General features: G+C 38.9%; 12 protein-coding genes, 1 tRNA gene and 1 rRNA gene. 10 read left to right on the top strand and 4 right to left on the bottom strand.

Annotation, left to right across the window (positions count from 1 at the left end; translation table 11 throughout):
- Window positions 1–4: 4 nt before the first annotated feature.
- Window positions 5–1,171, bottom strand: a complete 1,167-nt coding sequence (locus AC07VK_RS08245) for an amidohydrolase family protein (RefSeq protein WP_492963668.1) — start codon at window positions 1,169–1,171, stop codon at window positions 5–7.
- A 122-nt stretch (window positions 1,172–1,293) separates the two neighbouring features.
- Window positions 1,294–1,366 (bottom strand) — tRNA-Thr (locus AC07VK_RS08240).
- A gap of 355 nt (window positions 1,367–1,721) precedes the next feature.
- Here AC07VK_RS08240 and AC07VK_RS08235 point away from each other — a divergent pair.
- From AC07VK_RS08235 to AC07VK_RS08220, 4 genes are all read left to right on the top strand, one after another.
- A complete protein-coding gene (locus AC07VK_RS08235) occupies window positions 1,722–2,036 on the top strand; it encodes a hypothetical protein (protein ID WP_492963666.1) in 315 nt (104 codons plus the stop codon).
- 79 nt (window positions 2,037–2,115) lie between these two features.
- Window positions 2,116–2,427 (top strand): hypothetical protein, encoded by a 312-nt coding sequence (locus AC07VK_RS08230; RefSeq protein WP_057931900.1) that lies wholly within the window; start codon window positions 2,116–2,118, stop codon window positions 2,425–2,427.
- A gap of 158 nt (window positions 2,428–2,585) precedes the next feature.
- The gene (locus AC07VK_RS08225; protein WP_057931901.1) at window positions 2,586–2,900 is read left to right on the top strand and encodes a hypothetical protein; all 315 of its coding nucleotides are present in this window, start codon (window positions 2,586–2,588) and stop codon (window positions 2,898–2,900) included.
- A gap of 69 nt (window positions 2,901–2,969) precedes the next feature.
- Window positions 2,970–4,301 (top strand): sigma-54-dependent transcriptional regulator, encoded by a 1,332-nt coding sequence (locus AC07VK_RS08220; RefSeq protein ID WP_492963664.1) that lies wholly within the window; start codon window positions 2,970–2,972, stop codon window positions 4,299–4,301.
- Here the strand turns inward: AC07VK_RS08220 and AC07VK_RS08215 are convergent, their stop codons facing one another.
- Window positions 4,302–6,779, bottom strand: a complete 2,478-nt coding sequence (locus tag AC07VK_RS08215) for a hybrid sensor histidine kinase/response regulator (RefSeq protein ID WP_492963662.1) — start codon at window positions 6,777–6,779, stop codon at window positions 4,302–4,304. It lies immediately after the preceding gene.
- A 140-nt stretch (window positions 6,780–6,919) separates the two neighbouring features.
- On the opposite strand from AC07VK_RS08215, the gene AC07VK_RS08210 reads away from it, so the two are divergent.
- The 6 genes from AC07VK_RS08210 (at window position 6,920) to AC07VK_RS08185 (ending at window position 11,533) form a co-directional block, all read left to right on the top strand.
- Window positions 6,920–7,609 (top strand): helix-turn-helix transcriptional regulator, encoded by a 690-nt coding sequence (locus tag AC07VK_RS08210; protein ID WP_492955965.1) that lies wholly within the window; start codon window positions 6,920–6,922, stop codon window positions 7,607–7,609.
- A gap of 72 nt (window positions 7,610–7,681) precedes the next feature.
- Window positions 7,682–8,242, top strand: coding sequence for a DinB family protein (locus tag AC07VK_RS08205; protein ID WP_492955964.1), 561 nt, complete (start codon window positions 7,682–7,684; stop codon window positions 8,240–8,242).
- A 118-nt stretch (window positions 8,243–8,360) separates the two neighbouring features.
- Window positions 8,361–8,882 carry an NADPH-dependent FMN reductase gene (locus AC07VK_RS08200; RefSeq protein ID WP_492963660.1) on the top strand — a complete coding sequence of 174 codons (522 nt, stop codon included), beginning with the start codon at window positions 8,361–8,363 and terminating at the stop codon, window positions 8,880–8,882.
- A gap of 27 nt (window positions 8,883–8,909) precedes the next feature.
- The gene (gene rluF / locus AC07VK_RS08195) at window positions 8,910–9,881 is read left to right on the top strand and encodes a 23S rRNA pseudouridine(2604) synthase RluF (RefSeq protein WP_492963658.1); all 972 of its coding nucleotides are present in this window, start codon (window positions 8,910–8,912) and stop codon (window positions 9,879–9,881) included.
- A 90-nt stretch (window positions 9,882–9,971) separates the two neighbouring features.
- The gene (rlmN, locus tag AC07VK_RS08190; protein WP_029280032.1) at window positions 9,972–11,027 is read left to right on the top strand and encodes a dual-specificity RNA methyltransferase RlmN; all 1,056 of its coding nucleotides are present in this window, start codon (window positions 9,972–9,974) and stop codon (window positions 11,025–11,027) included.
- Window positions 11,028–11,407: 380 nt separating this feature from the next.
- The gene (locus AC07VK_RS08185; RefSeq protein ID WP_492963656.1) at window positions 11,408–11,533 is read left to right on the top strand and encodes a hypothetical protein; all 126 of its coding nucleotides are present in this window, start codon (window positions 11,408–11,410) and stop codon (window positions 11,531–11,533) included.
- A 287-nt stretch (window positions 11,534–11,820) separates the two neighbouring features.
- Here the strand turns inward: AC07VK_RS08185 and rrf are convergent.
- Window positions 11,821–11,900, bottom strand: a 5S ribosomal RNA gene (gene rrf, locus AC07VK_RS08180); the annotation flags it as partial.

Genomic DNA, 11,900 nt, shown 5'->3' with positions numbered 1-11,900 from the left:
TATTCTAAATTAGCCTTTCTACCTGATCATTTTCAATCTTAAAATCAGCAGACAGCTGGATTAAATTCAATCCTGGTTTTTTACCAACCTCTATTGTTCCAATTTGTTGATCAAGCGCTAAAAATTCGGCTCCATTTATAGTTGCCCAACTCAAAAGTTTTTCAAAAGTAACCTGTTTGTGTTTCTGCAAGGTGATCATTTCTGATAGGATATTAAGCTGATGGTTGCTTGCTAAGCTATCTGTTCCCAAGGTAATCTTTACGTTTTCTTCAATTAACAGATCAACATCGGGTAGCGCATTTTCAATATATAAATTGGCCTGTGGACAAAGGCACCAGTACAGATTTTTGTTGTTTTGTTTTGCAAAGGTGATATCAGCTCTATTGGAAACGGTGTTATGCACCAACAAAGTTTTCTGCTCCTTAATATAAGGCAACCAGGTTTGTAAAGATGTTTTTTTGGAGGGGGTAAAGAAAGATATATCGAGCCCCAGAAATTCGTATAGTGCTAAAAATCCACCGGCTTTATTTTCGAAGAAAGCATTTTCATCTTCTGTTTCCTGATTGTGAACACTAATAATGGCATTATCTTTTTCAGCTTCCTCCTTTATTAATCCGAATAATTCAGGTGATACCGAATACGGTGCATGTGGTACAATTGAGGTGGGCAAAGCGCCAAAAGCCTGCTTAATTTCCTTTACATAATCCATTATCGCATTTGCCCGTTCAGGATTAAAGCCCATGGCTTCGATAAAAGTATGGTAGTATATTTTGCTATGCGCTTTTACTTCTTTTGATGAAGTTTGGTTGGAAATGTCGCCAACGGCTACAATCCCATTTTCGAACATTTTCTGATCAGCAGCATACATAGCCGTTTTAATCTCTTCAATATCGCCCTGCCTGCTTTTAATAATACTTTGTACAAATTCTACCAAACCCGTTTGCTCGGGAATTTGCCCCAACAGGTGCGATAGTTCTAAATGGCAGTGGGTATTGATAAAACCCGGAACGATTGATCCTTTATACTTTATGATATCCAAATCAAGATTCAAGGCCTCTTTTTCGGTCAACACTTTTTCAATTTCGCCATCTGTATTTACGGCTACCACTCCATTTTTAATCGGCGGGGATGAAACAGGAAATATCCAATCGGCTGAAAAGTATTTTAACATATCGCAAATTAGTGGAATAACCGGAGCAAATAAAAATATTTTTCTACACCTGACCTATTTTGATGATAAAATGATTTTTGACTTAGTTTCTAAAGAAATTAGAAAACGGGGAAAGAAAAAAGAGCCTCCTATCGGAATCGAACCAATGACCTACTGATTACAAGTCAGTTGCTCTACCAGCTGAGCTAAGGAGGCTTTTAATCGGGCTGCAATGATAGAAAAAAATCTTCTTTTTTGAAAATTGAAAATTATTTTTTTGAAAATATTTAGTGTGCTGTCAGATGGTAACATCTGACAGCTAATTAACTCCAAGGAATTTTTAAAATCCGTCAGATGTTACCATCTGACGGCACAAGAATTTGTTATTCATCATAAATAACGGCAAAACTTGTAGTCATTCGCCCCAAAGTGTGGAGAAGCTCCACAGCGCCAAAATCCTGGCACGCACACAAATACCTAAAAAACAATAACTTAAATAAAAAAAGTGGTTTGGCATCATTGTGAAACATTAGCAAGTATTGTTACACAAATTAAATTTTAAATATATACTATGAAAAAGTTCGTTTTATCAGCAACAGTATTAGCATTAGCAGGATTCTCAGCAGTACAGGCAAGTGAAGTAAATACAATCAAAAATGCTGCGATTGTTGCAGTTCAAGATAGCGCAGTGAAAACTCCAGTTAAATTGGAAGAACTTCCTGAGCCAGTTACAACAGCATTAAAATCTGATGCTTACAAAGGATGGACCGCTACTGAAGCTTTCTCTGTTAAAGAGGGTACTAAAGAATATTATTTAATCAACGTTAAAAAAGAAGCCGAAACTGGTTCAGTTAAAATTGATAAAGACGGTAAGCCAGTTCAATAAATAAGATCGGTTAGCGCTCCATAATTAACGAGTATTTAACGTAACATGAGTTACAAAACCATATTTAAAACACAATATCATGAAAAAGATCATTTTAGCCGCTACTTTAGCATTCGCAGGATTCACAGCAGTTCAAGCAAGTGAAGTTAATACAATCAAAAACGCTGCAATTGTTGCAGTTCAAGATAGTGCCGTAAAAACTCCAGTTAAACTGGAAGAACTTCCTGCACCAGTAACCACCGCATTAAAATCGGATGCATATAAAGGTTGGACCGCTACTGAAGCTTTCTCTGTTAAAGAAGGTACTAAAGAATATTATTTAATTAATGTTAAAAAAGAAGCAGAAACTGGTTCGGTTAAAATCGACAAAGACGGTAAGCCAGTACAATAATCTCAAATAAATACGCCACACAGGCATAATCAATATAAGCGTGGCCTTCGGGCTGCGCATAAACTAAAAATACATACCACGAAACCGTCATGATTTTCAGCACCACAAGGTAAATTGATTAATCATGGCAGCTTCCTCACAAATAAAATTGTAAACAGATGAAAAAATTAATTTTATCAGCTGCGTTCTTGGCTTTTGCAGGATTCTCAGCAGTACAGGCAAGTGAAGTAAATACAATCAAAAATGCTGCAATTGTTGCAGTTCAAGATAGCGCAGTAAAAACTCCCGTTAAATTGGAAGAACTTCCTGCTCCAGTTACAACAGCATTAAAATCTGATGCTTACAAAGGATGGACAGCTACTGAAGCTTGGTCTGTTAAAGAAGGAACAAAGGAGTACTACTTAATCAATGTTAAAAAAGAAGCCGAAACTGGTTCAGTTAAAATTGATAAAGACGGTAAGCCAGTACAATAAAACCCAAATAATTACATCTACCTATTATAAGAAAGCCGGATTATGTCCGGCTTTTCTTATTTTTGTTACATGGCGAGAATCCTGATTTTAGAAGACGACACTACATTTGCTCAATTACTTGAAGGTTTTTTAACAAAAAACGGTCATGAGATTACCCTTGTAACCCAGGTTAAGCAATCATTTAAACAAGTTGAAAACAATGAATTCGACTTACTTTTAATCGATTACCGTCTTCCGGATGGGACAGGTCTTGAAGTGCTTAGCCACATCCGTGATCTGGGACTATCCATACCTGCAATCATCATGACCAGTTTTAATGATGTTCGGACTGCGGTCAGGTCCATTCAATTGGGTGCTTTTGATTATATTACCAAGCCGGTTAACCCAGATGAGTTACTAATGGTGATCAAAAATTCTTTAGCTAAAAAGGATTTAAAAAGTGTTGAACCAAAAGAAACAAACAGTGATTTTATAAAAGGGAAAAGTGCAGTTGCAGATAAACTGTATGAACACATCAGTTTGGTAGCCCCAACCGACATGTCGGTAATTATACAGGGCGAAAGCGGTACAGGAAAAGAATTTGCTGCCAGAACCCTGCACCAACAGAGCAAGCGTGCCGATAAACCTTTCGTTGCAATAGATTGCGGTGCATTATCGAAAGATTTAGCTGCCAGCGAATTATTCGGACACGTAAAAGGTGCTTTTACAGGTGCTTTAAACGACAAAAAAGGTCAGTTTGAGGCAGCAAATGGCGGAACATTGTTTTTAGATGAAGTAGGTAACCTAAGTTACGAAGTGCAGATTAAATTACTTAGAGCACTACAAGAAAGGGTAATTCAGCCTTTGGGCAGTACCAAACAAATCCCTGTTAATGTTCGCATCATTACGGCTACCAATGATGATCTGGCCAATAGTATGCAACAAGGTGAGTTTAGAGAAGATTTATATCATCGTTTAAATGAGTTCAAAATCCAGCTTCCACCATTGCGAGATCGGGGCGGAGATTTAGAACTGTTTATCAACCACTTTATACAGCTATCAAACCGCGATTTAGAACGGAATGTGAAAAGTATTTCTAATGAGGCAAAAACACTTTTGCTTAGTTACGATTGGCCGGGAAATTTGCGCGAGCTTAGCAATGTGATTAAACGTATGGTTTTATTAAGCCCAGGCGATGTTGCCCAAATTGGTGCACTACCTGACGAAATGATGATTTCTGTCCGTCACCAGTCAGCTCCAGGCAATTCATCCGACCTTAAAGCGGTAAACGAACAGAATGAAAAAGCGTTGATTACTGAAACATTGATCAAGGTGAGGCATAATAAATCAAAAGCCGCGAAGATTTTAAACATCGACCGTAAAACCCTTTACGCTAAGATGGAGCGTTACGGCATAGAATAACTATCCGGCATTGGAGTAATCCATCTCTTCCATAATTGCGATTAAGCCATCCAGTTTTCTGATCTGCAATAAAACTTCAGATTTAATATTGTTGGTTAAGCCTTTTTCGGCGATTTCTAATTCCAGGATGCGGAATGCACTTGCCAAGGTCTTCGAACCCATCTGCGCCGTACGTCCTGCCAGGCGGTGAACCAGCAACCTGGCCTGATCTGGGTCATTATCGGTTAAATGTTTTTTCAATTCTACAGCATCAACTATAGAATCCTGTTTAAAACGGTTCAGTATTTTCTCTAACATTTGCTGATCGCCAAAGGTCATTTTCTCAATGGAAGAGAAATCGAATTCGGGCTGTTCAGTCAAAATTTCAGTTCTATCAAATATAGATAGAATATCTACGGCCCTAAACGGCTTCATAATTAGCCCATCAAAGCCTTCACTTAAAACCATTTCACGCTCTTCAGGTAGAACCTGTGCGGTAATGGCGTAAAATTTAATGTGCGCGGGGAGTTTCTTCTTCAATAAATGGCAAAGTTCAAATCCTGTCATTTCGGGCATACGCATATCAACCAGCACATATTTTAAATCAGGCTCAGGCGCTGCGTGCAGGATATCGGCAACATGGGTAAAACTTCTAAACGGGATTTGGTTTTTCTGAAAAATCATTCCGCATAAATCCAGAATGAGTTTATCATCATCAATTACCCAAACTGTACATGGGTTTACAATTGCATAATGTTCTAAATCTAAAATATCGTTTACACGCTCAGTGGTATTTTCATATTTCATATAAATATTAAATGTGGTACCAATGCCCGGTTTACTTTTTACGTAAATTCTTCCTCCTTGTGTTTCGATCAAAGATTTAACGATTGGCAGTCCCAAACCTGTGCCAGCCTGGTTGATGATGTATTTTTCAGGAGATTCTATCTGCTCAAATTCATTAAATATTTTTGGAATATCTTTTTCTTCAAAACCGATACCTGTATCTTTTATTGTAAAATGGAAATGTAGATCATCACCCTGCTTTTTATACGATACTGAAAGTACAATCTCACCTTTCAGGGTAAATTTTACAGCATTGCCCAATAGGTTAAATAGGATCTGTTTTAATCTGAAAACATCTCCTTTTACAAATTCAAGATCGGCAAGATCAAGCTTAGTATTTAATTGAAGTGATTTTTGCTCTGCCAAAGGCCGCATTACCGAAACTACCTCATCTAAAGCTTTTCTGATGTTGAACACCTGGTTATTGAAACTAAATTCGCCCGAAATAATCCGGTTATAATCTAATACCTCGTTCACAATCTGAAGTAAATGAATGGAAGATTGATAAATGGCATCCACATCTTTTTTATTCGGTACTTCCTGCTGGGTAATCATCTCGGCATAGCCCAAAATAGACTGCAGCGGCGTTCTAATCTCATGGCTCATGTTTGATAGGAACCGCTGCTTGGCCTTACCATGGTATTCTGCTTCATCCTTAGCAAGCTCCAATGCCCTTCTATACCTGTTGCTTTTTGTAATATCAGCCAAAATTAAATACAGCAGAATAACTGTTAGCAGGAAAAAGATAATGATAATGGTTGTGATCTGTGTAATTCCATCGTTAACCACTTCTTTAGCCTGAATACCATTTAAATCTACCTGGGCTACTGCCTCCCCCTCAACCTCTCTTAAAATCTGTAACATCTGCGCAGTTAATGCATTACTGGCGTTTGATAAATCTGCTTCGCGTTTTAAAAATTTCTGACTTTTCTGGCGTTGCTCGAGTTCGATGTTTTTTAAGGCCCCTGTCATACTCTTCATAATGCTATCTTCAGCCTTTGCATTCAGCGTATCGCGCTTTACCTTAAACTCCTCATTAATGATTTTATATACATCAGATTTCTTCTTACCAAACAGTTTACTCAAAAAACCCCTCGATTTCTCTTTTTCTTCAGGCGCAACCGTAGTAGTTGAGGTAGTTGTCTCGGTGGTCAGTACCGCACTGTCCGTCTGCCGGGTACGTGTAGCAACCAATTCATTTAATTTCTGAACCTCATTAGAGAACGATTTGGTATTCACCAACGTTTCTCTCACCTTTAAATAATTGATAAATTGTTTATCGCGGTCGGTCAGTAGATTCTTGATCGATTTTATTCTCGCCAACTGGGCAGAATCGCCCCTGTACAATTTACCCAAGGTATCCAGGCTAGCCCTTAGCTTACGCGACTCTTTAAGAAAACTATAATTCCCCTGTTTATTGAAAGCCTCGTCCCTTTGCAGCTGATCTAACCTGGCAATCTTATGTGAAAGATCATTTACGATCCTTAAACGGTCGTTCGGGGCCGAAATTTCTTCAACGGTATCCAGCATCCTTGTAAAAGCAAATTTACTGATACCCCAGGCCAATAGCAATGCAAAACAGGCAAACAGGAAACCTATAATTACTTTACTTTTTATTGCCCGGAAGAAACGCTTTTGGATAACAGCAGCCATTTAATTCAGATTATGTATGATTAACCCTAGTTATAACGGTTTAACCTATAGAATTGATATGTATTTATCTTTTACAAATAACGTACCACAAGAAAAATTGATTAAAAAACTTTAATTTTAATCGCCTAACAAAACATACTATGAACCGTATCGACCGACTTTTCGGAATCTTAACCCTGCTTCAATCCAGAAAATATATTACCGCAGAAAAAATTGCGGAAAGGTTTGATATGAGCATACGCACTGTATATCGCGATATTAAAGCATTAGGCGAGCAAGGCATACCGGTAAGTTTTGAGCAGCACAAAGGCTATTACCTGGTTCAGGGTTATTTCCTGCCGCCAGTTTCTTTTAATATGGACGAGGCCAATGCACTGCTATTGGTTGAAAGTTTGGTGAACGGCTTTGCGGATAATTCTATCCGCACCCATTACGCTACAGCACTGACAAAAGTAAAGGCGGTATTAAAATCGGGACAAAAAGAAAAGCTCGAAACCTTAAACCAGCATATTAAATTGCAGATTCCGGAAAGGTTAAATTTTAACTTCGAATACCTATCACTTATTCAACACGCCATTACCGAAAAAAACCTGATCGAACTCAATTATAAAAACAATAAGGAGGAAGTGAGCAAAAGAGAAGTAGAACCAATTGGCTTAATTTTCTATGCTTTTAGCTGGCATTTAATTGCCTGGTGCCATTACAGGAATGAATACCGTGATTTTAACCTCACCCGGCTTATCTGCCTTAAAAATCTAGGTATTCCTTTCAAAAAAACGCAGCACATGCCACTAAGTGAATACATGCACTTACTTCCAGTAAATTATTAAAAAAATATTTTTCACACTGCCATAGGGTTGTCAGTGGGCTGTATTTTCTTTGTGTAACTAAACATCAAAATCATGAGTATTGCCGATTTACTACTAATGGATTTAAGCACCGCAGAAAAAATAAAACAGAAAAATATGGACATTATTAAATTATTATTGAAAGAGCTAGAAGCTGAATTTAATACGACAAAAAAATTCCTGGCTATTGTACCTGTAGAAAAATTTGACTGGGCACCACATGAAAAAAGCATGAAAATGAAGTCGCTTGCGGTTCATATTGCTGATCTACCGAGTTGGGTTTCACTCGCTTTAACTACTGATGGACTGGATTTTGAAACAGCTCCTTATGTTGAACAACCTGCAGAAAATGCCGATGATCTGGTTAAAATTCTAGAGAAAAATTATGCCCTGGGAAAAGCAGAATTGGAAAAAGCTACAGAAGAAGAACTAAATGGCCGTTGGGTATTGAGCATGGGCAAACAGGTTTTGGCAGATTATTCTAAATACGAAACCATCCGCCATTCACTTAGTCAAACCACTCACCACAGGGCACAGTTAGGGGTTTACTTAAGATTACTCGATATCCCGATCCCAGGCAGCTATGGCCCAAGTGCAGACGATCAAAACTTTTAGTTCTTAATAGTTTAGAATAAGCTGTCGGAACCTGGTGCGTTTCGATGGCCTGTTTTGAAATGACACCACAATTACCAGACTACCTTGATATTCCATTTCCGCTTTACTACTTTTAGTAATGAAAAAAATATTGGCAATCTCTGGAAGCACGAAAGCAGTATCAACCAATGCACTTTACATTACTGCCATCTCCAGGCTTTTGGGTGGAGACTTCGAGGTATTAAACTTTTCATCCATTTCAGATATTCCACACTTCAATCCTGATTTAGACCAGGGAAATCCACCACAGGCCGTCGAAGAGCTTCGCTCAACCATCCAAAAAGCAGATGGAATCATCATCTCCACACCAGAATATGCGATGGGCTTACCAGGCTCACTAAAGAACCTACTCGATTGGACGGTAAGTTCAGCATCATTTTCGGGGAAACCCGTTTTAGCACTTGTTGCTTCAACCCAAGGCGAGAAAGCTTATCAGTCCATCATCGATATTTTAACAGTAATTGAAGCAAGGGTATCGCCCCAGCTTATCTCATTCGCAAAAGCGAAGATCGATAGTGAGGGAGCAATTACCGATAACGAAACCTTAACCGCACTCAAAAGCACCGCCGATTTATTTGTTGCCAGTATGGAGAATGGATAACACAATTTATTTCCGTAAAATTGCAGTATGAACAATAACTCTGCAACCCGTTTAAATAAATTCATCAGCGAAAGTGGATTATGTTCACGCCGTGAAGCAGACCGTTATATCGAAAAGGGCACAGTTTTCATTAATGGGAAAAGGGCTAAAGTAGGCGACCAGGTTTTTCCGGGCGATAAAGTTATGGTAAACGGGCATAATATCGAACCTAAAGAAGAAAGTAATTTCATCCTATTGGCTTTTAACAAGCCTGTAGGCATTACCAGCACTACAGAAGGCAGCGTACGCGATAATATTGTTGATTACGTTAACCATAGCGAAAGGATATTTCCAATCGGCCGATTGGATAAAGATTCATCAGGCCTGATCTTCCTGACCAACAACGGCGACATCGTTAACAAAATTTTAAGGGCAGGGAATAAACACGAAAAGGAATACATAGTAACGGTAAACAAACCGATTACGGAAGATTTTATTTTCGAGATGAGCAATGGTGTTCCTATCTTGGGGGTAAACACGCGCAAATGTAAGGTTCGTCAGATCAGCACATTTGTTTTCAACATTATCCTAATCCAGGGCTTAAACAGGCAGATCCGCAGAATGTGCGAGCATTTTGGTTATGAGGTTACCAAGCTGGAGCGTACGCGCATTATGAATATCAATCTAAAAGGTATTCCTACCGGAGAATTTAGAGAACTTACCGAAGACGAGATGAAAGCCATCACTAAAAGTGTTGAAAATTCATCATCCGAGGCCAAAATAAAACCCAAAGGCACTAAGAAAAAAACAAATGCATGGGAAGAAATCCCCGAACTTAAAGAAGAGCAAACAAAAAAACCGTTTAAACCAAAGCTGTCTGGCCCAAAATCAACAGGAAAAAAGAGCGCAGGTCATTCCGGAGCAAAACCAACAGGTAAAAGCAATGCGGGAAACAGAAATTCCAGACCTGCCAAAGGTAAGGCTATCAGCAAGTCAAACTCAAGAGGCAGAGGAAGATAAAGCTAATTAATTGTAAAATTCGGCATCTTGCAGGCGCCCTCTACCGTCTACCTTTCTGCCTTACACCTTTTTTAAGTACCTTTGCAATAAATGGTAACAGCAAAAAAAACCGATATCCGTGCATTAGATCTACCTCAATTGCAACAACACCTTGTAGCAATGCAACAACCTGCATTCAGGGCTAAGCAGATTTACCAATGGCTTTGGGAGAAATCGGCTACGAGTTTCGAGCAGATGAGCAATCTTTCTAAAGATCTTCGTAAGGCATTGGATGAAACTTTTGCCATTAATGCTGTTCAGGTTAACAATTCACAGTTCAGTAACGACCATACCATTAAAAACACTTTCAGGTTAGCAGACGGCAATATTGTAGAGGGGGTTTTAATTCCTTTAGAAGACCGTATGACTGCTTGCGTAAGCTCTCAGGTAGGCTGCAGTTTAACCTGTAAGTTCTGTGCAACCGGCTACATGGACCGTAAGCGTAATTTAAACGCCGATGAAATTTATGACCAGGTAGTATTGATCGATAAGCAGGCTAAACAGAATTATAACAATCCCCTTACCAATATCGTGTATATGGGCATGGGAGAGCCGTTGTTAAATTATGCCAATGTCTTGAAGTCGATTGAGCGCATTACTGCTCCAGATGGCTTAAACATGAGTTATAAGCGTATTACAGTTTCTACAGCAGGTATTGCTAAAATGATCAAGAAATTGGGCGATGACGGTGCAAAATTTAACCTGGCACTTTCGCTCCATGCCGCTGATGATAAAAAGCGAAATGAGATCATGCCGATCAATGAGGCCAACTCGTTAAAAGCATTGGCCGATGCACTTAAATACTACTTCGCTAAAACCAAAAATCCGGTAACTTACGAATACATTGTTTTCAATCATTTTAACGATGAAATTTCAGATGCAATGGATTTAGCTAAATTTTGCAAACATATCCCCTGTAAGGTAAACCTCATTGAATATAACCCCATTTCTTTTGCTGATTTCACCAATGCAGAAGGCGATAAGATCGATGCTTTTTCCAATTATTTAAAAAGCCAGGGCATCAATACCAACATCCGACGTAGCCGTGGTAAAGATATCGATGCTGCTTGCGGGCAGTTAGCAGTTAAAGAAGAAGCTAACGCTTAATCCTATTATTTTAAAAATTCTAATTTAGTCAAGAGTTTTTTTAGGTAACGCATTTTTTTCGGAGCGCAATAGCAGTAAAATGTAGGTCGGGTTCCGTCCTGCTGTAAGCTACAATCCTTTTTGGAAACCCCTTATGATAAACAAGCTACCTATGCCCAAAAACGATTTCGCTGCCATCAGGGCTATTGAACCTGGGCCAGTAGTGTAAAACTCAGCGGAGATCAGCGTAATCTGCGGGAACAAACCCTTTACTCCTCCTTACTATCAGATGATTGATATTTTAACGATCTGGAGCGCAATAGCAGTAAAATGTAGGTTGGGTTCCGTCCTGCTGTACGCTGCAATCCTTTTGGGAAACCCCTGGGATAAACAATCTACCTATGCCCAAAAGTGATTTCGCTGCCATCAGGGCTATTGAACTTAAGACTGAAGATGTAAACGGAAAATGGATCAGGTTCTGCGGAGATCAGCGTAATCTGCGGGAACAAACCCTCAACTTGCCTTAACTCTTTTTAATAATCAGAAAACTAATATAAATTCATTTACTATTAAGAAGTTAACGGATTAAGAAAATCATACCGGAACAGTGCCTAATTTTTTTTCATTCCTTAACGATAGTAATAAGCCCCGTTACAGTTTTTCACCATTAAGGAATTAAGGCCATTAAGAAAACCAGGGCGAAGCTATAGCCCGACTTTTCTCAACTGCTTAATGGTAATTGAGAGTAGGAGGTTTACAAAAGGCTATAAACGAAGAAACCCTTCAACATTGCTGTTAAAGGGTTTCTTTTAAGATTTGGCACCGACCTACTCTCCCACGTGTTACCGCAGTACCATCGGCTCTGGTGGGCTTAACTTCTCTGTTCGGAATGGG

The organism is Pedobacter sp. GW821-FHT01D05 (assembly GCF_059422505.1).
Note: the sequence above shows the minus strand (reverse complement) of the source record. Positions and strands in the feature narration are given on the sequence as shown.

Excerpts from the sequence above, each read along its gene's own strand:
- AC07VK_RS08235 (WP_492963666.1), top strand. The coding sequence starts at position 1,722 with ATGAAAAAGTTCGTTTTATCAGCAACAGTATTAGCATTAGCAGGATTC.
- rlmN (WP_029280032.1), top strand. The coding sequence starts at position 9,972 with ATGGTAACAGCAAAAAAAACCGATATCCGTGCATTAGATCTACCTCAA.
- AC07VK_RS08210 (WP_492955965.1), top strand. The coding sequence starts at position 6,920 with ATGAACCGTATCGACCGACTTTTCGGAATCTTAACCCTGCTTCAATCC.
- AC07VK_RS08220 (WP_492963664.1), top strand. The coding sequence starts at position 2,970 with ATGGCGAGAATCCTGATTTTAGAAGACGACACTACATTTGCTCAATTA.
- AC07VK_RS08205 (WP_492955964.1), top strand. The coding sequence starts at position 7,682 with ATGAGTATTGCCGATTTACTACTAATGGATTTAAGCACCGCAGAAAAA.
- AC07VK_RS08185 (WP_492963656.1), top strand. The coding sequence starts at position 11,408 with ATGCCCAAAAGTGATTTCGCTGCCATCAGGGCTATTGAACTTAAGACT.
- AC07VK_RS08245 (WP_492963668.1), bottom strand. The coding sequence starts at position 1,171 with ATGTTAAAATACTTTTCAGCCGATTGGATATTTCCTGTTTCATCCCCG.
- AC07VK_RS08215 (WP_492963662.1), bottom strand. The coding sequence starts at position 6,779 with ATGGCTGCTGTTATCCAAAAGCGTTTCTTCCGGGCAATAAAAAGTAAA.
- AC07VK_RS08200 (WP_492963660.1), top strand. The coding sequence starts at position 8,361 with ATGAAAAAAATATTGGCAATCTCTGGAAGCACGAAAGCAGTATCAACC.
- AC07VK_RS08230 (WP_057931900.1), top strand. The coding sequence starts at position 2,116 with ATGAAAAAGATCATTTTAGCCGCTACTTTAGCATTCGCAGGATTCACA.
- AC07VK_RS08225 (WP_057931901.1), top strand. The coding sequence starts at position 2,586 with ATGAAAAAATTAATTTTATCAGCTGCGTTCTTGGCTTTTGCAGGATTC.
- rluF (WP_492963658.1), top strand. The coding sequence starts at position 8,910 with ATGAACAATAACTCTGCAACCCGTTTAAATAAATTCATCAGCGAAAGT.